The organism is Priestia sp. YIM B13552 (genome assembly GCF_042787775.1).
GTDB classification, from domain to species: Bacteria; Bacillota; Bacilli; order Bacillales; family Bacillaceae_H; genus Priestia; species Priestia megaterium_E.
Genome location: NZ_JBHZOU010000009.1, coordinates 73941 through 94991, shown reverse-complemented (window position 1 = coordinate 94991; position 21051 = coordinate 73941). Strand labels below are relative to the sequence as shown.

Annotated in this window: 26 protein-coding genes and 1 riboswitch; of the genes, 12 read left to right on the top strand and 14 right to left on the bottom strand. The window is 38.2% G+C overall.

What is annotated here, in order from left to right:
• Positions 1–132: 132 nt before the first annotated feature.
• Together ACFX40_RS24735 and ACFX40_RS24730 are read right to left on the bottom strand one after the other, a co-directional pair.
• The gene (locus ACFX40_RS24735) at positions 133–1011 is read right to left on the bottom strand and encodes a Cof-type HAD-IIB family hydrolase (RefSeq protein WP_013055300.1); all 879 of its coding nucleotides are present in this window, start codon (positions 1009–1011) and stop codon (positions 133–135) included.
• Between the two features lie 180 nt (positions 1012–1191).
• Positions 1192–1542 carry a YlbF/YmcA family competence regulator gene (locus ACFX40_RS24730; protein ID WP_013055299.1) on the bottom strand — a complete coding sequence of 117 codons (351 nt, stop codon included), beginning with the start codon at positions 1540–1542 and terminating at the stop codon, positions 1192–1194.
• 187 nt (positions 1543–1729) lie between these two features.
• Between ACFX40_RS24730 and ACFX40_RS24725 the strand changes: the two genes are divergently transcribed.
• The 7 genes from ACFX40_RS24725 (at position 1730) to ACFX40_RS24695 (ending at position 9120) form a co-directional block, all read left to right on the top strand.
• Positions 1730–3073 carry a YheC/YheD family endospore coat-associated protein gene (locus ACFX40_RS24725; RefSeq protein WP_377256817.1) on the top strand — a complete coding sequence of 448 codons (1344 nt, stop codon included), beginning with the start codon at positions 1730–1732 and terminating at the stop codon, positions 3071–3073.
• Positions 3070–4152 carry a YheC/YheD family endospore coat-associated protein gene (locus ACFX40_RS24720; protein WP_377256814.1) on the top strand — a complete coding sequence of 361 codons (1083 nt, stop codon included), beginning with the start codon at positions 3070–3072 and terminating at the stop codon, positions 4150–4152. Before ACFX40_RS24725 ends, ACFX40_RS24720 begins: the two co-directional genes overlap by 4 nt.
• 4 nt (positions 4153–4156) lie before the next feature.
• Positions 4157–5506, top strand: coding sequence for a YheC/YheD family endospore coat-associated protein (locus tag ACFX40_RS24715; protein WP_028410266.1), 1350 nt, complete (start codon positions 4157–4159; stop codon positions 5504–5506).
• A complete protein-coding gene (locus ACFX40_RS24710; RefSeq protein WP_136790502.1) occupies positions 5503–6663 on the top strand; it encodes a YheC/YheD family endospore coat-associated protein in 1161 nt (386 codons plus the stop codon). Before ACFX40_RS24715 ends, ACFX40_RS24710 begins: the two co-directional genes overlap by 4 nt.
• 66 nt (positions 6664–6729) lie before the next feature.
• Complete coding sequence (locus tag ACFX40_RS24705; RefSeq protein ID WP_013055294.1) at positions 6730–6939, top strand: YheE family protein; 210 nt, start codon at positions 6730–6732, stop codon at positions 6937–6939.
• Positions 6940–6968: 29 nt separating this feature from the next.
• Entirely contained in the window at positions 6969–7871 is a 903-nt protein-coding gene (locus ACFX40_RS24700; protein WP_336117036.1) for a PucR family transcriptional regulator, read from the top strand.
• 139 nt (positions 7872–8010) lie between these two features.
• A complete protein-coding gene (locus tag ACFX40_RS24695) occupies positions 8011–9120 on the top strand; it encodes an ABC transporter ATP-binding protein (RefSeq protein WP_016762961.1) in 1110 nt (369 codons plus the stop codon).
• 24 nt (positions 9121–9144) lie between these two features.
• On the opposite strand, the gene ACFX40_RS24690 is transcribed toward ACFX40_RS24695, so the two are convergent.
• The gene (locus ACFX40_RS24690; RefSeq protein WP_306460673.1) at positions 9145–9309 is read right to left on the bottom strand and encodes a hypothetical protein; all 165 of its coding nucleotides are present in this window, start codon (positions 9307–9309) and stop codon (positions 9145–9147) included.
• A gap of 371 nt (positions 9310–9680) precedes the next feature.
• Between ACFX40_RS24690 and ACFX40_RS24685 the strand changes: the two genes are divergently transcribed.
• Positions 9681–9899: an alpha/beta-type small acid-soluble spore protein gene (locus ACFX40_RS24685; protein WP_013055290.1), complete on the top strand. Its 219-nt coding sequence runs from the start codon at positions 9681–9683 to the stop codon at positions 9897–9899.
• A 65-nt stretch (positions 9900–9964) separates the two neighbouring features.
• On the opposite strand, the gene ACFX40_RS24680 is transcribed toward ACFX40_RS24685, so the two are convergent.
• The gene (locus ACFX40_RS24680) at positions 9965–11230 is read right to left on the bottom strand and encodes a hemolysin family protein (RefSeq protein ID WP_028410262.1); all 1266 of its coding nucleotides are present in this window, start codon (positions 11228–11230) and stop codon (positions 9965–9967) included.
• 184 nt (positions 11231–11414) lie between these two features.
• On the opposite strand from ACFX40_RS24680, the gene ACFX40_RS24675 reads away from it, so the two are divergent.
• Complete coding sequence (locus ACFX40_RS24675; protein ID WP_098332964.1) at positions 11415–12035, top strand: NAD(P)-dependent oxidoreductase; 621 nt, start codon at positions 11415–11417, stop codon at positions 12033–12035.
• A 38-nt stretch (positions 12036–12073) separates the two neighbouring features.
• On the opposite strand, the gene ACFX40_RS24670 is transcribed toward ACFX40_RS24675, so the two are convergent.
• On the bottom strand, positions 12074–12271 hold the full coding sequence (locus ACFX40_RS24670) for a hypothetical protein (protein WP_016762958.1): 198 nt from the start codon (positions 12269–12271) through the stop codon (positions 12074–12076).
• Positions 12272–12452: 181 nt separating this feature from the next.
• On the opposite strand from ACFX40_RS24670, the gene gpmA reads away from it, so the two are divergent.
• Positions 12453–13178, top strand: coding sequence for a 2,3-diphosphoglycerate-dependent phosphoglycerate mutase (gene gpmA, locus ACFX40_RS24665; RefSeq protein WP_263034605.1), 726 nt, complete (start codon positions 12453–12455; stop codon positions 13176–13178).
• A gap of 30 nt (positions 13179–13208) precedes the next feature.
• Here the strand turns inward: gpmA and thiD are convergent, their stop codons facing one another.
• The 9 genes from thiD to ACFX40_RS24620 all read right to left on the bottom strand — a co-directional run bounded on the left by thiD (position 13209) and on the right by ACFX40_RS24620 (position 19196).
• Positions 13209–14018 carry a bifunctional hydroxymethylpyrimidine kinase/phosphomethylpyrimidine kinase gene (gene thiD / locus ACFX40_RS24660; RefSeq protein WP_252124073.1) on the bottom strand — a complete coding sequence of 270 codons (810 nt, stop codon included), beginning with the start codon at positions 14016–14018 and terminating at the stop codon, positions 13209–13211.
• 22 nt (positions 14019–14040) lie between these two features.
• Positions 14041–15060 carry a thiazole biosynthesis adenylyltransferase ThiF gene (locus ACFX40_RS24655; protein WP_060745392.1) on the bottom strand — a complete coding sequence of 340 codons (1020 nt, stop codon included), beginning with the start codon at positions 15058–15060 and terminating at the stop codon, positions 14041–14043.
• Positions 15057–15824 carry a thiazole synthase gene (locus ACFX40_RS24650; protein WP_013055283.1) on the bottom strand — a complete coding sequence of 256 codons (768 nt, stop codon included), beginning with the start codon at positions 15822–15824 and terminating at the stop codon, positions 15057–15059. The genes ACFX40_RS24655 and ACFX40_RS24650 overlap by 4 nt, the downstream gene beginning before the upstream one ends.
• A gap of 5 nt (positions 15825–15829) precedes the next feature.
• Entirely contained in the window at positions 15830–16033 is a 204-nt protein-coding gene (thiS, locus tag ACFX40_RS24645) for a sulfur carrier protein ThiS (protein WP_028410259.1), read from the bottom strand.
• Positions 16030–17157, bottom strand: a complete 1128-nt coding sequence (thiO, locus tag ACFX40_RS24640) for a glycine oxidase ThiO (RefSeq protein WP_028410258.1) — start codon at positions 17155–17157, stop codon at positions 16030–16032. Before thiO ends, thiS begins: the two co-directional genes overlap by 4 nt.
• Positions 17141–17764 (bottom strand): thiamine phosphate synthase, encoded by a 624-nt coding sequence (locus ACFX40_RS24635; RefSeq protein ID WP_028410257.1) that lies wholly within the window; start codon positions 17762–17764, stop codon positions 17141–17143. Before ACFX40_RS24635 ends, thiO begins: the two co-directional genes overlap by 17 nt.
• A gap of 121 nt (positions 17765–17885) precedes the next feature.
• Positions 17886–17986: riboswitch (TPP riboswitch) on the bottom strand.
• A gap of 158 nt (positions 17987–18144) precedes the next feature.
• Positions 18145–18360 (bottom strand): hypothetical protein, encoded by a 216-nt coding sequence (locus ACFX40_RS24630; RefSeq protein WP_013055279.1) that lies wholly within the window; start codon positions 18358–18360, stop codon positions 18145–18147.
• A gap of 47 nt (positions 18361–18407) precedes the next feature.
• Positions 18408–18797, bottom strand: coding sequence for a fluoride efflux transporter CrcB (gene crcB, locus ACFX40_RS24625; RefSeq protein WP_028410256.1), 390 nt, complete (start codon positions 18795–18797; stop codon positions 18408–18410).
• Positions 18798–19196: a fluoride efflux transporter FluC gene (locus tag ACFX40_RS24620; protein WP_028410255.1), complete on the bottom strand. Its 399-nt coding sequence runs from the start codon at positions 19194–19196 to the stop codon at positions 18798–18800.
• 341 nt (positions 19197–19537) lie between these two features.
• Between ACFX40_RS24620 and ACFX40_RS24615 the strand changes: the two genes are divergently transcribed.
• Both ACFX40_RS24615 and ACFX40_RS24610 read left to right on the top strand, forming a co-directional pair.
• Positions 19538–20359 carry an amino acid ABC transporter substrate-binding protein gene (locus ACFX40_RS24615; RefSeq protein ID WP_034268043.1) on the top strand — a complete coding sequence of 274 codons (822 nt, stop codon included), beginning with the start codon at positions 19538–19540 and terminating at the stop codon, positions 20357–20359.
• A complete protein-coding gene (locus ACFX40_RS24610; RefSeq protein ID WP_034276677.1) occupies positions 20343–21047 on the top strand; it encodes an amino acid ABC transporter permease in 705 nt (234 codons plus the stop codon). The genes ACFX40_RS24615 and ACFX40_RS24610 overlap by 17 nt, the downstream gene beginning before the upstream one ends.
• Positions 21048–21051 lie beyond the last annotated feature (4 nt).

Below are 21051 nucleotides of genomic sequence, written 5' to 3'. Positions count from 1 at the left end.
CATATATAAAACCTACGTTCGCTCTTCCAATAAAAAAATCCGAACGAATTGGATTCTCTATCAAGAATCTCGATTCACGTTCGGATCTTTCTTCGGCTAAACTGCTTTTGTTCTAGCCTCTTTTTCCTTTATTTATTTTAAACGAAAGCTGTCAATTTGATGAAGATAACCAAGGCGCTGCTGCTTTCTAAATAGTTCTTTCACCATATAGGCTACACCATTTTCATTATTAGAACGAGTAACCCAATCCGCAAGCATTTTTAATTCTGTTGGTGAATTGCCCATGGCCACACCCATTCCCGCATGTTCAATCGTTTCTAAATCATCATAGCAATTTCCAATTGCTACTACGTCTTCCATTGGTATCCCTAAGCGATTTGCTACATAACGAACGCCGGCAGCTTTTGTGGCTCCTTTTGGCGTAATATAACATCTATTTTCATTTGGATACGAAAACCATTCAATATCCGGGACCGCACTAGCAATTGTTTGCTCGGCGTATTCTTTTTCTCTACGATCTGCAAAATACACTTCTATTTTTGGCGTAGAAACAGGTTCATCACGAAGCGTATCTCCTAATGAATCTACGAACTGCACGGGATAAAAGAGCGGTTCTCCCGTTTTTAACACGCTTTTAGCTACAATATTATTCGGAAGCTTTACACGATTTCCAATTGAAAACCTTTCATGTAAAATGCGGACATGACAATTAAAATTTTCAAAAAGCTGAATGAGATTAAATGTTTTTTCCTCGCTAATTCTCTTATCTAGTATCGGTTTGTCTATCGATGTTCCGATAAAGGCACCGCTATGAGTAATGAGCATTGCTGGATGAACTTTAAGTGACCGAGCAATTTTTTTAGCAGACGGAAAATGCCTGTTTGTTACTAACGTAACGTAAACCCCTTTATTTTTAACGAATTGAATTGCGTCTTTCGTTTCTTTTGTAACGCGCCCTTGGCTATTTAAAATGGTTCCATCAATATTCAACGCTAGCAATCGATAAGCCATATGAGAACCCCTTCTTTCATAGATGTCTAATCCGTTAGGATACGGTTATAAATGACCTTTTCATGATAGTCGGCATGTGTAGCCTTGTTACTAAGCTTATGAGCAGAACTGCACAATTAGAAGGAATTTCCGCATAAAAAAAAGAGGAAAAGATTTCTCTTTTCCTCTTTCCTCTATCTCTTATTCAGCCGCACCGTAAAGTTCTTCAAGTGGCTTCATGATAATTTTGTTTAATTCACCAATTACCATGCTCATACGTTGCTCAGCTTCCATTAGCTTCGCGATATTTTGATCTTGTTGAACGATTGCAACTGTTTGTTGAGCTTGCTGAACTTCTTCTTCAGTGATTTCTTGGCCCATCATTTGCTTTTGTTGCAGCTCCATTTGCATTGTACGGAAACGCTCAAATAATTGTTTTGAACCTTGATCAGCATTTACTGCTGCATATAAGTTTTTTAAGTTTGTGTAATCGTCGCTTTGACGAATTGCTTTTTCTAAATCATTTGCTACATCATGTAAGTTTACAGACACGTTAAGTTCCTCCTAATTAAGTTCTATAATTTCTTGACTTCCCTAACTATAACAAATTATTATATAAAATTCAGCTTAAGACCTTTATTTTCTCCGAAAACGATAAATTCTCTTCACAGATTGGGCTAATTCCTCATAGTATATATCAGCATTCGCCTACTAAAGGAAAGAAAAAGAGGATTCGTTTATGAATACTTTTACCATTTCTCTAAAACCACTAGAGAACCATATGAGCAGCGACATTTACATTAGTTCTGCTCTGTTCTCACGTGTGAAGTGCAAGCACGAGTTTACGTTAACAGTAGGTTCCATCACGAAAGAAGTCGAAGCCACCGTGTTTCAGCATCGAGAATGCTGTTTCATGATGTCAGAAGCTCTATTTACAGACTTTCGCTTTCCGTATGAAACACATCAGCTGAGAGGCATTTATGAAGAGAACTCGTTTAGGTTAGGACCCGTAGTTAGCATCGTAACAGAAGTTCGAGAAGATGAAGAACTTTTTGGCTCCATTTCTGTATTTTGTAAGGAATTTGTTCAAGCTTGCAAGGAGTTAGGGTGTTTTTGCTATGTGAGCAAATTAAGCGACGTGAAGTCATTATCCCCTAAAGGATATGTTTATCGCGCTGATCGATGGGTTTATTCAGACGTTCCCTTTCCGGGAATCGTACACAACCGGATTCATGCCAGGAAAACGGAGCAAACCGCTGATTTTCAAACCTTTAAAACATTTTTAAAAGAACATGACGTTCCTTTCTTTAACGCACGCTACTTAAATAAATGGACGGTTTTTCAACAGCTTAAAGATGTCGTACACTTGCTTCCATATTTGCCAAAAACGTATCAGCTTCGTTCACGGCAAGATCTTCTTGACGCTTTGGAACTTCATGACGATGTTTTTTTGAAGCCTGTTCATGGTAGCCAAGGAAAAAACATTTTTAAAATTTCAAAAAAAGAGAATTATATTTTAGACTATACAACATTTACGCAGCCGTATGAAAAAGAATATGAATCTCTTTATGACTTATTTGAAACGCTTTATAGTCAATTAAAAAGGCAAGGATTCCTCATCCAAGAAGGAATTTCACTGCAGACATACAAACAGTGCCCTTTTGATTTCCGCATTCTCTGTCATAAAAAAGACGACTTGACGTGGAAAATCACGTCCATTGTCACACGTGTATCAAAACCCGGCAATTTTGTCTCAAATCTTGCCCGTGGAGGAGATATTCATCCTCCTCAGCAAGTGTTAACTCAGCTCTATGATTCAAAAACTACGCGCCATATCCTTTCACTTTTAAAAGAGATTGCAATTGAAATTTGCACGCAGCTTTCTCATCCGTCTGAACTTTATGCCGAATTCGGTATTGATTTAGCGATTGATCAAGAAGGAAAGCCTTGGATTATTGAAGTAAATGTCAAACCTTCCAAACAATCCGATTCAAGCGCTTCCTCTGTACGTCCATCAACAAAAGCACTGCTTGATTATTGTCTGCATGCAACGAATTTTCAATTTCCCAAGGAGGATTTATGATGATTTCATTAGGCTTTTTAACGATTCACCCACAGCAAGAAGTGGAGTACGTGACCGAAATTGCTAAACATGCTTCTGAGTTTCCGATTGAAATATACCGTTTTACTCCTTTTAACATTCATCCTAACACCGAAAATATTGAAGGCTTCCGCTACGATTTACAACAAGAGAAATGGATAGAAGATTCCTTCTTACTTCCTTCGTTTATTTACGATCGCTGCTTTTATCGAAAAGACTCGCTGTCTAAAAAGGCTCGCCCTATTGTAAACTGGCTTAAACAGCGGGAAGATGTTACATTTTTAGGCCATGGATTACCCAATAAGCTAGATGTCTATGAAGTAATTAAAAAAGATAGCTATTTATCTTCATATATTCCTCCTACCACTCCAATCGAAAGTGTAGAGCAACTTGTCCAGCTGCTTCGAACAAACGATAGCCTAATGATTAAACCTGCCAACGGCTCACAAGGTAAAGGGATTGTGAAATTAAGACAACGCGGACGTGAAATTGAAGCTTCTTATCAACAAAATGACATTGTAAACACCATTCTATTTTCCTCTTTTCAAGAGTTTAAGAGCTGGTTTACGAAAACCACTCGTGATGTACTGTATATTGCTCAGCCCCATATTTCATTTTTCCCTTATGAACGCACTCCTTTTGATATAAGACTGCTATTACAAAAAGGAAACGATGGTGCTTGGAAAGAAATTGGAAGAGGCATTAGACAAGGTGAACGGGACTCTATTGTAACAAATGTAAGTTCAGGAGCATCTATTGTACCTTTTGAAAACTTGCTGCCTCGCATCCCTCGCGTTCATCGTCAATATGTAATGGATGAAATCAACACCATTTGTAAAACGATTCCGTCCGTGCTGGAAGATCACTTTCCTTCTCTTTTTGAATTAGGTATTGATTTATGTATCTCGAGAGACTTCAGCATCTGGATTCTAGATTTAAATTCGAAACCGGGAAGAAAAATAGTAATGGAAACAGCACCTGAACAAAAAGAAGTCATGTATAAAAATGTCCTGTCTTACTGCGTCTATTTAGCTAACACACTATCGTATCGTAAGGAGTAATGCTATGAAAAAAACTCTTACTCGCCTTGTTGTAGTAGAGCAGCTAGGCTGTGATCTTTCTGTTCCTGCATCTCTTTACAAAGACTCCTTGAAACAAGCAGCTTTTGGAACAATGACAGCTCCATGCCTTATACAATCTTCAGAACGTGAAGAAATTCAGATTTCAGCTGAGCTAATGACAAAACTTCAAATTCCTTTCGCCCATATGATGCATCCTATTATTGTGAATGAGACCATTCACTTAGGACCTTTAATCGGTGTGTTATCCGCTGGTTTTACTGGTTCTCTGCTGCGGCCAATTGGAAAGCGTTCCCTTCACTTAGCTAAACTTCTTTCTACTGCAAGTATAACAGGGGGCCTGCCTTTTATTTTTGGAACTCATCATATCAACTGGGAAACCGGGACCATAAACGGCTATTTTTATGAAGAAAGCGGCTGGACACAGCATGAAATCCCGCTTCCTAACGTTGTATATAATCGTTTGCCAAATCGAAAAACAGAAGGGTTAGCTCCTTTTAAGTTCATTAAAGAAAAGATGATGACTGATTACGGCATTCCATTTTTTAATCCTGATTTTTTCAACAAGTGGGAAATTCATGAGCTTTTAAAACTGAACGAGCAGACAGCCTGTTTGTTACCTTATACGGTTGAAAGTCCTTCGTGTGAGCAAATAAAAAAACTTCTGCTTCTTCATCAAACCGTTTATTTAAAACCGAAAAACGGAAGCTTAGGCCGCGGCATTTATACCCTATCTTTTAAGGATTCCATGTACACGCTGACTTACAAAGGAGAAAAAGGTCTTCATGTTCAAGCAAAAGAAACCTTAGAGGATCTATTATCAGAATTTGAATATTTACTTACTAATCCTTCCTACATTGCTCAGCAGGGTATTTCATTAATCAAAAAAGAAAAGCGCTGTGTAGACTTTCGCGTGCATACGAATAAAAACGGGAATAACCAATGGGTGCTTACTGCTCTAGCTGCTAAAGTGGCCGGTCCCAACAGCATCACTACGCATCTTGATTACGGCGGAGAAATTGAAGCTACAGCTAAAATATTCACCAACCCTTCTTACAAAAAAGAAATTGAAAATAAGCTAAAAGATGCCGCTATCTCAATTAGTCATGTGCTTGAACAGGAGTTGAACGGATTAATTGGAGAGCTTGGATTCGATTTTGGAGTGGATTATCAAGGAAACGTATGGCTGTTTGAAGCTAACTCTAAGCCCGGTCGCTCTATTTTTTCACACCCTGCCTTACGAAAAGCAGATCAACAAACTAGAAAACTTTCTCTAGAATACGCGATTTACTTATCTGGATACTATCTAAATACACCTGAAGGCATCAGCATATGATTACAATTTACTATCACAAAGAAAAGCAGCAGTGGTTTCATCACAACCCTTCAGCATCTTACACATGGGGAGTTCAAGAAATTGAACTTCCCTTTACTCAAAACATTTCTTCTACTCAAGCTTTTCTTCGTTTAAAAGGAGGAAAAGTCGGTCCTATTGTGGGAGTTTTAACGAACAAGGCTGTTTTGGAAAAACTGAATGTAAAACAGCGTCCTTTATTAGAACTCTTACATCATACCCTGCAAGAAAAAGGAGGGCTTCTTGCTTTATTCGCTGAAGAAACAATGTCTCATCACTTCTTTGAAGGGTATTGCTTTGACGGTGAAAAAAAGCAGTGGATCAAAACAACCTTGCCGCTGCCAAACGTTATATATAATCGTTATCCAGGAAGAAAATCAGAAACCAAGAAGTTGACATCTTTGCATCAAAAAATTAAAGGCAAGCACATCCCACTTTTTAATTCCGCTTTTTTTTCAAAATGGAAAATATATCAATTATTTTCAAAGGATCCACTGCTATCTTCTCACCTTCCTAAAACCTATCGTTTAACACCAGAAATTGATATTGCTAAGCTTCTGCAAAAACACTCTTCCCTTTACTTTAAGCCTATTAACAGCAGTAAAGGTGCTGGAATTTTCCGATTATCTTTCCATAAGCATACGATTATTTATCAAGATCATAAACGCAAAGAAGAATTTTCTTCTTTACAAGCAATTGACCTTCCAAAGTCTGCTTATCTCATTCAAGAAGCGATTGAGACGCAACCATTCAAAGACAGGCGCTATGACTTACGTATTTTAGCCCACCACAAAGATAGCGGATATGTTATTAGCGGCGTCGGTATTCGACATAGCCCCTATCAATCCATTACAACACATACGTTAAACGGCGGCAGCATTTCATCTTTTCAAGATCTTGAAGATGAAGTAGATACTTCCTTTCTTTCGTCCTTTGTAAATACGTGCGGGCAAGTCCTTCAAAAGTCCTTCCCTCTAGTTGAAGAATTTTCTCTTGATATGGCAAAGTCAGCCCAAGGACAGTATTATTTGTTTGAAGTGAATGCAAAACCGATGATTTTTGATGAAACAGATATTCAAACGCAAGGTGCTAAACACATATGCAACATATTTTACAAATTAACAAAATTTTTAGATTAAATGATTTTTCATCTCCTTTTCTCATGGTAAGCTTATAATAACTAATTGAGAAAGGAGATTTTCTTTATGGTTTCACACTTTCAGGTTAAACCACTGTATCAAAATAATCGAATGCCGGGCTGGCACATCTCGTTTTATATGAATAGGGTTTATTATGAGGCTGATTATTTAAAAGATGGACAAATTGTATGGAAAACTGCGCTTTCTAATCAAATAGATGAAACACAATTAATTGATTATATTCATGAGCTTATGCTTTTTCACGTTTATGAATAGTAAGCTTTCACCGAAGGGAACGAGCACAGATGAAACAGCTGCACACACTATTTGGGGATAAAATGATTAAGGCTAAAATCCCTTCTCAATTTGAACGTTACAAATGGTTTTCATGTGATGAAGGCTTCATTGGAATTGAACACACGGCTTTATCTCAAAAAGAGCAGGCGTTACTTTCTGCTTTTTTAACCCCTTATGATGAGAAAGTTTCTTTACTGACGCCAGAGCAATTGTATTGGTCAAACCTGTTATTTGAAGCACCTGAAAAAGTCATTCACTCTCATCATACGCACCATTCTTTTCGCTTCACCCAGTTTTTAATTAAACGTTTGTTTGAACAAAAAATAGAGTTTGAAAATGCGCTTCACGCCTTGTATTCTACCTCGATTACTGTGTTGTGGATTGATAAACAGTCAGGTATCGTTATCGAAACCTTTAATGATCCTAATGACTTAACTGAAAATTTATCAGATTCTATCGAGGTGCTATGTCATGATTTTGAAACTTCGATTCAGTTCTTTGAGGGACAAATTCACTTTTTTCCGTCTTCACCGCGATTAATTTTTGAGCGTGAAAAGAAATGGTTTTATCAAATTAAGCATACAGTCGAACAAAACCATGTTATCCATTTTGCCGACGTTTTACCCCATTTGGTTCTGCAAGAGTCTTCAGAAGCAATCCAAAATCATATGATACATTTACTTGACTTAGTAAAAGATGATGGAGATCTTTTAGAAACGATTAAAGTTTATTTAGAATGTAATTTAAACGTATCTCTTGCTGCTAAGAAATTGTACATGCATCGCAATAGCTTGCAGTATAGAATTGAGAAATTTATTGATCGCACACACCTTGATATCAAACACTTCACAGGAGCTGTGTCTGCTTACTTAGCCATTCTTGCTTTAAAAAATTTGCAAGATGGAGAATAAAATGAAAGGGTTTTCGTAAATAGTGCACGAAAACTCTTTCTTTTTTTTGTGCATGTTTGCCATTTACCGTTTCATTAAAAAAAATTACACTAGAGTTAAGAAAACGGTTTCACAGAGTACATACAAGGGGGAAATGGAAATGGCTGAATTACGTTTAGAACATATTTATAAAATGTATGATAAAGATGTGACGGCGGTAAAAGATTTTAACCTTCACATTCAAGATAAAGAATTTATTGTATTTGTTGGACCTTCAGGCTGCGGAAAATCGACAACGCTTCGTATGGTTGCAGGTTTAGAGGAAATTTCCAAAGGTGATTTTTATATTGACAGCAAGCGTGTAAATGACGTTGCTCCAAAAGATCGCGACATTGCAATGGTATTCCAAAACTACGCATTGTATCCGCATATGAGCGTATATGACAACATGGCTTTCGGCTTAAAACTTCGTAAATTACCAAAAGATGAAATCGAACGCCGCGTAAAAGATGCCGCTCGTATTTTAGGACTTGAGCAATACTTAGAGCGAAAGCCAAAAGCATTATCCGGCGGGCAGCGTCAGCGTGTAGCTCTAGGTCGTGCAATCGTTCGTGATGCTAAGGTCTTCTTAATGGACGAACCTTTATCAAACTTAGACGCGAAATTACGTGTGCAAATGCGTTCTGAAATTGCGAAGCTTCACCAGCGTTTGGGTACAACGACAATTTACGTAACACATGACCAAACCGAAGCAATGACAATGGCTTCTCGTCTGGTTGTTATGAAAGATGGGATTATCCAGCAGGTTGGTACACCAAAAGAAGTATATGAAAAACCTGAAAATGTATTTGTAGGCGGGTTTATTGGTTCTCCTGCTATGAACTTCTTAACCGGAACGTTAAAAGACGGGAAGGTTCAAGTAGGGGATTCTCTTCTTGCAGTTCCGGAAGGTAAAATGAAAATACTTCGCGAGCAAGGATATTTAAACAAACAAATTATTTTAGGCATCCGCCCTGAAGATTTCCATGATGAGCCTGTATTTATTGAATCTTCACCTGGCACAAAAGTTACAATCAAAGTCGATGTATCCGAGTTAATGGGAGCTGAAACCATGCTTTATTCTAAACTTGGCGGACAAGATTTTGTAGCACGCGTAGATTCAAGAACAGATATTAAACCGCTTCAGTCTCTGGACTTAGCATTAGATATGAACAAAGCGCATTTCTTTGATGCAGAATCTGAACAGCGCATCCGTGCTGAACAGGAATAAAAAAAGACCCCTAGGGGTCTTTTTTTATTCCTGTATTTGCTTCAATTCTTCACTGTGACAAGTAGAGCAGTAAAAGAGATGAATACATTGGTGATTTGCTAAATCACTAGGATACCCATTTTCTATTTTTAACTGATCGATTTCCATGTAAGCACTGTAATCATCAAAATAATCGCTGACTTTGCCCATATCCCCCAGCACTCCTCCACATGTTTTGCACGTCATTTGTACATCACTAAACCCATTACATAAGGAACAAATCGACATCCGCACACCTCACTTTACCTGATCAATATGTACCTATAATATGCACGGAATAAAACTCTCTTACTCTTTATCAAACTCCACACAAAAATTTCTATAAATTACCAACAAATTTCTATGTATATGTTTTTTTCCCTTTCGCCATAATACTAGTAACAACCGAGCACAACAGCTCGCAAGCATTGAGTTACGCCGCGGTAGGCAAGCAGATCTAATCGATGCATCTGCTCGGCTGGTTCAACTCCAGCTAACTCAACCATTACAATCTATTTTATCTAACGAGGAGATGAATACACATGGCAAATTATCAAAACGCATCAAACAGAAATTCATCAAACAAGTTAGTAGCGCCTGGTGCTCAAGCTGCTATCGATCAAATGAAGTTCGAAATCGCTAGTGAGTTTGGTGTAAACTTAGGACCAGATGCAACAGCTCGTGCGAACGGATCTGTTGGTGGCGAAATCACAAAACGTTTAGTACAATTAGCTGAGCAAAACCTAGGCGGCAAGTACTAATATTAACTAATTTCATATTATGGCTTTAGCGCTCCAAGATTTCTTGGAGCGCTTTCTAGTTTCTTTTAATCAGCTTCCTCATTCTTATTCGCAAATGATTTTACGGAAACTTTGCGAATACGTCGATTTTCTACTTCCTTAATGGTAAACAATATCTCTTCATATGAGAAAAAGTCTCCTTTAGCAGGAATATGATCAAACTGCTCATATATCCATCCCCCTAAGGTATGGCACGTACTGTCAGGAGAACTAACCGCTATATAGGTTAAAAATTCATCAATAGGGATGTCGGCGTTAAATTCGTACTCCTTTTCCCCTATCTGGTGTACATACTTAACAGCTTCATCATGTTCATCCCAAATCTCTCCTACAATTTCTTCTAATATATCCTCTAAGGTCACAAGACCGGCCGTTCCCCCAAACTCATCAACTACAATTGCCATGTGAACCTTACTTTTTTGGAGCTCTGGCAATAGAACAGATATTTTCATGGATTCTACTACAAAAATAGGTTGTCTCAACAAATCACGAATAGAAATCTCTTTTCTTTGGACTAAACAGGTTAAAAATTCTCTTTCTGATAAAATGCCAATAATATTATCAATATGATCTTCGTATACAGGGACTCTTGAATATCTCTCTTCAAGAAACATTTGACAAACCGAATCAATATCGGCATTTACGTCAACTGCTGTGACATCTATTCTAGGTTTTAAAATTTGCCCCACCACAATGTCATTAAAATTGAGTGAACGATGAACTAGCTCTTTTTCAATATTATTAATCGTTCCTTCTTCTTCGCTTAAATCTACCATCACTTTAATTTCATCTTCTGTAATCGTTGGTGTAGGAGCAGACGCTAACAAGTGAGAAGTTCCTTTTTTCACCTGTAAAAATAAGAAGGAAATCGGGGTTAACAATTTAATAATAATAAATAACAAGGAAGAAATCATCAGCGCAAAAGATTCGGCATGCTCTTTAGCTAACGATTTTGGCAAGACTTCACCAAAAATCAAAATGATGATGGTCATAACGATGATACTAATCACAAGTGCTAGGTTTCCTTTAAACATATCGAGGGCAATTTTGGCTGCCAAAGAGGACGCAGCAATGTTTACGACAATATTTCCTACTAAAATTGTCGATAGCGTCTGCTCAAAGTGTTCAGCAATATGCAGCGCTTTTTTACTTCCCCGATATTTTTTCTCAGCGTAATGTTTTAAACGAATTTTATTTACGCTTGAAAAGGCTGTCTCAGCAGATGAAAAGAAAGCTGATAACATAAGCAAAACGACTAATATCATCATTTGATTCAGAGGCAAGTCTCCCAAAAGACATTCACTCTCCTATTTTTTGATTTTTCTGTCTTTTTATCATATCAAATTTTTTTGTTGTTGAATATTTCATTCATCAACTTTGTATTACTTTATGCTACGCATGCTTTTTATTATGAATAAGTATACAGATTGTATATCCTAAAGAATAGATACTATCTTTTATAGAGGGGTGTAGCCAATGAAAATTTTACTATTAGGCTCTACAGGGCGAGTTGGACAGTCTTTATTAAAAATGATGCTAAAAGATGAAAACGACGTTACTGTACTTGTTAGAGACCGCAATAAGCTACAGGTTAGTCATCCAAACCTACATATCTTACAAGGCGATGTACTTCATCAAGAAAATATCAACTTTGCCCTCAAGCACCAAGATATCGTAGTCAGCGCGTTAAATACAGATGGTGCAGAGACGATTTCAAAAAGTATGCCGCTTATTATAAACAGCATGAAGTATTACGGCGTTCATCGTATTCTTACTATTGGAACTGCAGGCATCTTACAATCACGAACAGAACCAGAAAAGTATCGTTTTCAATCAAATGAATCAAAGCGTAAAACGATGAGAGCAGCAGAAGATCATTTAAAAGGATACTTACACTTGAAGGAAAGTGATTTAAACTGGACGGTTATATGCCCAACATACTTGCCTGAGGGTGAAATAACAGGCACATATCGAGTGGAAAAAGATATTTTACCAGCTGATGCCGTTAAAATTTCAACGGGAGATACCGCTCACTTTACCTACCATGAGATATGGGCTCAAAAGTTTTCCAAATGTCGCGTTGGAATTGCTTATTGAAAAATCAGGAGAACTTTTCGTTTTCAAAACGAGAAGTTCTACATCCAGAAAATACCGATTATAGCTAATCCACCTAGAACAAAACCTCCTATTTGACCAACGAGAGCCGGTGTCAAAACAGGCTTTCCTTTTTCTTTCTCTAATGTGCTAATATCAAGCTTCATCTGATACATTTCTTCTTTTAAATCTTCAATCTGGCCGTGCAGCGCTTGAATCTGACGTTCTTGGTCACTCATTCACTATCTTCCCTTCCCTTTTTTATTTTTATCATATGCGTAAAAAAGTTAAAGCTTTACTTTTCGGCATCACTTTTTCTAAATGATAAAAACTCCTTTCCCCGGCTTTAGGATAAAAAACTCTTTCCTCCTCATAATAAAAAAGAATAGAGTCCTTAGTCACTGTTGAAAGGAGAACACGATGATAAAACTTGTGTTGATTCGGCACGGACAAAGCGTGTGGAATCTTGAAAATAAATTTACAGGCTGGACGGATGTAGATCTTTCTAAAAATGGATTGCAAGAAGCGCGAGAAGCTGGAAAAGTGCTAAAGAAAAACGAATATACTTTTGATATTGCCTATACTTCTGTTTTAAAACGATCCATTCGCACTCTGTGGATTGTCTTACATCAAATGGACTTCATGTGGATTCCCGTATATAAATCTTGGAGGCTGAATGAACGGCACTACGGGGCTCTTCAAGGTTTGAACAAAGAAGAAACCGCAAAAAAATTTGGAGAAGAGCAAGTGCATTTGTGGAGAAGGTCGATGAACGAACGCCCTCCTGCTTTAGAGACAACAGATATTCGCTATGAAGCTTCCAACCCTAAGTATAAGGAATTAGCTAAGGGACAATTTCCTGTAACGGAAAACTTAGCCGATACAGAAAAGCGGGTTCTAGAATACTGGGACGAAACTATTGCTCCTTCTATTAAAGCTGGCAAAAAGGTTATTATTTCCGCTCACGGTAATACGATTAGGGCTCTGATGCAGTACTTGGATAACATTTCGCCTGATGGCATTGCGAACTTGAATATTCCTACAAGCGTGCCGCTTGTTTATGAGCTTGATGATAATTTAAAGCCCCTTAGACATTATTATTTAGGCATCGATGGAGAGATTCCTACCTATATTCCTTCTTCATAAAAAACGTGCCTAGATTGTAGGCACGTTTTTTTATATGCTTGAACGAAAGTATTTTCCATACGCCCAGTGATTAGTAGGACCGTGTCCGGAACCAATTTCAAGCGTGTGCTTAATCGCATAGTGAACAAAATCGGAAGCGATTTGAACTGCTTCAACCACGCTTTTGCCTTTCGCTAGTTCAGCTGTGACGCAAGCAGCAAACGTGCATCCCGTTCCATGTGTATGCTTTGTATTCATCTTTTCATGCGTGATTTCAACGTACGTATGACCATCATACACTATATCAATCATATCTTGATGAGATTGATCATGTCCGCCTTTAATTACCACGTGCTTTACACCTAGCTCATGAATCTGTTTTGCCGCTTCTTTTCGGTCTTCGATCGTGTGAATTTCTTTACCCGTGATGACTTCCGCCTCCGGTATGTTCGGCGTAATAACTTCACAAAGAGGCAATAATTCTTTTAGAGCCTGTACGGCTTCTCTTTGAAGAAGAGACTGACCGCCTTTTGCAATCATAACGGGATCAACTACAACATTTTGCAGTCCGTACTGTTTGATTTTACGAGCCACTGCGTAAATAATATCAGCACTGAACAACATACCTGTCTTCACTGCATTAGGAAATAAGTCAGTGGCAATTGAATCTAACTGCGTTTCAACTGCTTCTACTTCTAAAGGATAAACTCCTTGAACGCCAACTGTATTTTGTGCGGTCACAGCTGTAATAACAGACATGCCAAAAACGTCACGCTCTTGAAATGTTTTTAAATCTGCTTGAATGCCTGCTCCTCCACCGCTGTCTGATCCAGCAATGGTTAATGCTTTTGGTACTGTCATGCTTGAAACCTCCATCTCTTTCTTACCCAATATACCGATGATAAAGTGACTTTGCTTCTACTATATCGTTTGTTCCATGGACAAAGACGCGCCCATCTTGAAACATAACTAAACGGTAATCATCTACATAAAAAGAAAGCAGATACGGATTCTGTTCAATTTTATATCCTTTTTCTTTTAATCGTTCACCTAAAGACTGCAGCGGCTGCTTGGCTGATTTGCCCGGACGGATTTGTACTGTGTTTCTTCCGCATAGCACAGCTGTTTTCGTTTGATTTTCATATTGTAAAAAGGGATACGTTTGTTCACTGCCGCATGAGCGGCAAGCAGATTTGCGAAACACGTTCACATTGATGCTCGTATACTCATTTTTCCATACGTCAAACGAAACAAGTTCCCTCCTGAGCGCATTCCAGTCTCCGACTAATATTTTTAACACTTCTGTTACTTGATGAGCGACTACCATTTGAACAGCAGGACTAATAATCCCCACTGTATCACATGTTAACCCTCCAAGCGGTACAGATTCAAGCAAACAGGATAAACACGGTGTTTCACTTGGTATGATAGTATAACTAATTCCATAACTTCCTACACATGCTCCGTAAATCCAAGGAATATCATATTTTTGTGATAAATCATTCATTACAAGGCGTGTGTCAAAATTATCGGTTGCATCAATCATAACATCTACCCCCTCAACAAGCTGTTCTAAAACTTGAGGGGTACCGTCTGCTACGTGCGCTTCTACTTTTACATCGTGATTAATATCGTGAAGCCGTTTTTTAGCGGCAATTGCTTTTGGAATTCTTTTATCAGCATCTTTTTCACTATACAATTGCTGCCGCTGAAGGTTGCTCCACTCTACATAGTCCCGGTCAATGAGCGTTATTTTCTTTACCCCCGCTCGCGCAAGAGCCTCGGCGTTCCCTGTTCCAAGAGCACCTGCTCCTACAATCAGAACATGCTTTTCTTGAATTAGCTGCTGTCCGCCTTTTCCAATAGGTTGAAACAGTTCTTGGCGGGAATAACGATTAATCAACCGATACTCATCCCTTCTGTTGGACTGCTTGCCGTTGCATATTGTTTCTTTTCAATACGTCCTGCTTCAAATGCTGCTCGTCCTGCTTCAATCGCTAGCTTCATAGCACGAGCCATTTTCACAGGATCTTTTGCTCCTGAAACAGCTGTATTTAATAACACACCATCTGCTCCTAGCTCCATAGCTTGAGCTGCGTCTGAAGCCGTTCCAATACCTGCATCTACAATTACTGGAACAGTTGATTGTTCAATGATAAAACGCATGTTCAACGGATTAATAATACCTTGACCTGAACCGATAGGCGAAGCTCCTGGCATAATGGCATGTACGCCTAACTCCTCTAAACGACGCGCAAGTAAAACATCATCTGATGTGTAAGGTAAAACGGTAAAGCCCTCTTTTAACAGTTCTTCACTGGCTTTTAATGTTTCAACTGGATCAGGAAGCAGCGTTTTATCACATCCAATTACTTCTACTTTCACCATGTCACAAAGTCCAGAAGCCTTTGCTAATTTAGCAATACGTACGGCCTCTTCTGCATTTTTTGCTCCAGCAGTGTTAGGCAAAAGAGTGAAACGCTTCACATCAAGCGCTTCTAATAAATTAGGCTGATTTTGATCAAAAATATCCATTCGTCTAACAGCAAATGTTAAAATTTCGGTCTCCGACTCTTCTACCGCTTGACGCTGAGTCGTAAAGTCTGGAAATTTCCCTGTTCCTAATAATAAACGTGAATTAAATGTATATTGTCCAATTTTTAACATACTCTTCATCCTCCTCCTACAAATGAAACGACTTCTAATGCATCTCCATCTTTCAAACTTGCATCACTATGTTCTTCTTTTTGTAAAATATTCTTGTTTAGCTCAACAATTACCACTCGTTCATGCAGGTTCTGAGCCTGCAACAAGTGCTGAACCGTTTCAATTTCATCTCCAACAGTAACGGTCTTACCATTAATGATTAGATTCAATGAACTCCCTCCATTACTCTAGTTAGCTGAAATGATGTAAAAAATGAATGATTCGGCTTTTTCCCTAACAAAGCATCAGCCATAATTTTTCCAGTTGCAGCACTTAATAAAATACCATTTCGGTAGTGGCCAAACGCCATGTGTAGATTCGCTATTTCAGGATGCTCTCCTAAATAAGGCCAGCCATCATTTGTTTGTGGACGAAGACCTGCCCATGCTTTTTCAAATGTAGCATCTTTAATAGCCGGCAGAAGCGCAGAAGCTTTATTCAGCAAAAATTGAATACCTTGTGCAGAAACCGTCTTGGTAAAATCATGCTGTAGCTTAGTTGCCCCTATTACGATTCTTCCACCAGTCTTTGGCACTAAGTAAAAACCTTCATCTAAAAAAATCGTTTTAGAAAGCAGTGGCTTATGACTTTGCAGAGCAATACACTCCCCTTTTACAGGAAACACCTGACCTAAATGTTCAGAAGAAATAAAGCGTTTAGCCCATGAGCCTGCTGCAATAACTACTTTTTCTCCATAAAAAGAGCCTTTGGACGTCTGTACACCTTTTACCGTTTCATTTTCCATAATAAGAGAATGAACGTCACAGTATTCGAATACATCTGCTCCGTGATACAAGGCTCCATGAGCAAGAGCCTGGGTTAACTTAGCCGGAGCTAGCTGGCCGTCTCCCGGTATTGTAATGGCTCCGTATATGTCTGGAGAAAGCCCGGGTTCTAACAAACGCGCTTCTTTTACATCGATCCATCTTACATGTTCATCCCACCGGTGGTGCTGAGCGGCTTTTTTCTTTAATACGTGTGCATCTTCTTCAGTTACAGCAACTTTTAATAAGCCTTTTTGAATGAGCTCTACGTCGATGGCCGTTTTTTCTTTTAGTTCCTTCACCAGTTCGGGAAACATGCTTCTGCTCTTAATAGCAAGGTCTAAAAGAGGACCTTCTTCATCAATTTCAGCTTGAGCACCTAAAATACCAGCGGCTGCACTTGAAGCTTCACAACCAATTTGATTGCGTTCAAGAATAGCTACTGACGCTCCTTGTTTTGACAAATGATAAGCGATAGAAGAGCTGATTATACCTCCTCCGATTAACAGTACATCATAATGCTGCTTCATTTTCTCCACCTCCAGATGTCCATATGTGAGAATATTGTTTAATCGCTTTAAGGGGATCTTGCGCAAGCATGACACCAGACATCACAGCTATACCGTGTGCTCCTGTTTGCAGCACCTCTTTGGCATTTACAGGTGTAATTCCTCCAATGGCAATAACCGGTATCTGCACAGCATCTACTACTTCTTTTAGCGCTGCTATCCCTCGACTTCTTAATCCTTTTTTTGAATGTGTTGAATAAATATGTCCGTATAGAATGTAGTGAGCACCATCTTTTTCAGCTTCTAAAGCCTCTTCCACAGAGTGAACTGACTTTCCGACCATGAGAGAAGGAAATGCGTCTATAACAAACGAAACGTCTAAACTATGATAGGCAAGCTGTACGCCTTTTGCTTTTAAAGCATGCGCTACATCAACTCGATCGTTCACAATAATTTTAGAGCAACAAAATGGCAGGCTTTCTAGTAAACATTGAATCTGCTTTGCCGTTTTTTCTTTTTCTCTAATATGAACGGCGCCCGCAAAAGGCGCGATAGCTGTTAAAATTTTTTGAAGCTCTTCGATTGGCTGCTTATCTGTTGTAATGACATGAAATTTAGGAATATCCACATGATCGAAACCTTTCCATTCAGAATAAAGAGAAATTTCAATCACTTCATCTTGTGTAGAGGGCTTTATTACATACAAAAAACCACTCTACAACGTAGAGTGGTTAGCATGCATCTTTATGTAAACATGATCGCCACTTCCCTACGCTGGTCCAAACCAGATCAGGTTCAAAGGGTCCGAAATACATTCGTCTCAGCTTCAAAAGCTCCCCTAGTGATTGCTATTTATTGATTTTGTTTTCGTACTTAAAATTATAACACAACTAGATGTAAATACAATATCCCTTTATGCTCTTACGGCTCTCTTCCTTTTATAGAGGTATCTTTTAGGCTTCTTTACTAAGAGGCTCGGCGCACCGCATCATTCTGCTTTTTATATGGTTAGTAATCGGTATAGTCGTCGAATTCTTCTTTGTCTTTTTCCTTTTTCCGATCCCATATAAACAGCAGGAGTAACATAATAAAAGTTAGAATATAAAAACCGTAAAAAATAAATGCTGCCACAACATTTATAAATAAAAATAAAAAACCGATGATCTGACCTGCAACAGCTACAATCAACAAAATGTATTTCCAAACTTCTGCTTTTCTATCCATTCTCTACTTCTCCGTCTTTTTGTTTTTCCCTACTAGAAACGTTCTCTTTACTTAAATAAAAACGTCCCTGCCAGTAAACCGACTGTAAATAAACCAACTGTTCCAAATGCTGAAATCCCCACGTACGCCAACATTTTCCGATAAGATTTTTCTCGAATTAACTGTACGGTTTCCACACTAAACGTTGAAAAAGTGGTAAAGGCACCAAAAAACCCAATGCCAATCATTAAAAATATTGAATCATCATAAGCATGACTCGGAACCTTTCCATAATAACTACCGTAAAAAAGACCAAGTCCAAACGCACCGAGCAAGTTTACAAACAGCATTGATACTGGAAAAGGAGGGTTTGAAACTGTTTTTGTAACTTTTAAACCCAAAAGATAACGGCATATTCCTCCAGCTGCCCCGCCAAGTGCCAAGCTCACTATGCTCATTTACTTCACCTCATGTACTTTCACTAAATTTTTTCCTGCCGCTTCACCGCATAGATAGCCTGCTAAAGCAAGAAAGATTCCACCTACTAAAGAGACAATTACATAAATTGCTCCCCAAAATAAATGGTGCTGAGTGAGAGAAATGACGTCTCCTGCAAACGTTGAATACGTTGTAAAACCGCCGCATACGCCAACTCCTAGTCCAAGCTTTATCCATTCTTTTGGCTTTTTCCACACAAAAAATCCTGTTAATAGGCCTAGTATGAAGCTTCCTAATAGGTTTTCAATTACCGTTCCTATTGGATAGCCCGTATATAATAAGGAAAGATTCAGCAAATAACGTGCATATGTACCAGCGATAGCACCAAAGGCAATTGAGATTAAGTTTATGGCTTTCATCATGTCGCTCCGTTTCATAAATTCTTCTTTAAGTGTACCATAAGGAATTTATTTCTACCTTAACATTTAACTATATGTTTATTGCACCAAAAGTCATGAAAAAATGAAAGAGAAAATCGTCGCATGAAACTTCCTTTTTACTCCTCAAATCTCCCTTAAAAATCCACTTAATCCAAATTTTAAAATCTTTCTGTATCCTTATGACAAACCGTGTATAGAAGGTATATTTCCCTTATTTTAAGTCACATTAATCGTATAAGTTTTTTTTGTTGACTTTTGCTGTGTTCTTGTTTAGTATCACAGAGTATCATTTCCTATCAGAATACTAGGGGGTTTAGAAAATGAAGAAATTTGCTGCACTTTTGTCGCTACTATTAGCTTTCACAGTTGTGCTTGCCGCATGCGGTTCTAGCTCAAAAAATGAAGCAAACAATGGAGACAATAAATCTTCACAAGAAGATTTATATAATAAAGTGAAAAAAGATGGCGTATTAACAATTGGAACTGAAGGTACATACCCTCCGTTCACTTTTCATGACGACAAACAAAAGCTAACTGGGTTTGATGTAGAATTGGCTCAAGAAGTAGCTAAACGTCTTGGCGTAAAAGCTGAGTTCAAAGAAACACAGTGGGATGGCATGTTTGCTGGATTAGATGCTAAACGATTTGACATGATTGCTAATGAAGTTGGTATTCGTGAAGATCGTCAAAAGAAATACGATTTCTCTGATCCATACATCCAGTCAGGCGCTGTATTAATTGTTCGTAAAGACGAAAAAGATATCAAATCATTTAAAGATTTAAAAGGAAAAAAATCAGCGCAGTCATTAACAAGTAACTATAAAGACATGGCTCAATCTTATGGTGCAAACATTACGAGTGCTGAAGGTTTTGCTCAAGCAGTAGAACTAATGAGCGCAAACCGTGTTGATGCTACAATCAACGATAAATTATCGTTCCTTGACTATAAGAAAAAGCACCCTAACGCACCTATCAAAATCGCGGATGAAAAATCCGATGGTGCTGCAAGCGGCTTTATGTTTAGAAAAGACAGCGGTAAGTTAGTGGATAAAGTAAACAAAGCATTGAAAGATATGAAAAAAGACGGAACATACGCAAAGATTTCTAAGAAATGGTTTGGCGAAGATGTTTCTCCTAAATAATATTTTTCCTGATGGAGAGCGATTGAATCAATTGATTTCAATCGCTCAATCATCTCTCTTACCAATGGTAAAGGGAGCTATTCAATATTCTATTCCACTAACATTAATAAGCTTTGCCATAGGCATTGTGTTAGCTGTTTTAACAGCACTTGCTCGCTTGTCGTCAAGTAAGGTATTAAACATGATTGCACGTGTATATGTCTCAATTATTCGTGGAACGCCTTTGCTTGTGCAATTATTTATCATTTTCTACGGATTACCTAACTTAGATATAACAATTGATCCATTTATCTCTGCTGTTATTGGATTTTCATTAAGTGTAGGTGCGTATGCATCTGAAATTATTCGAGCAGCAATTCAATCTATTCCTAAAGGACAGTGGGAAGCTGGCTACTCACTTGGTATGACCTATTCCCAAGCGTTAAGACGGATTATCTTACCGCAAGCAGCACGTGTATCGATTCCGCCATTATCTAACTCTTTTATTAGTCTTATTAAAGACACGTCACTTGCATCGCTTATTCTTGTTTCTGAAATGTTCCGTCAAGCTCAAGAAATTGCTTCAACTAACTATGAGTTTTTACTTCTTTATAGTGAAGCAGCTCTATTGTACTGGATTATGTGCACAATCTTATCCATTATCCAAGGACGCATTGAAATAAGACTAGATCGTTACGTATCTAAATAACCGT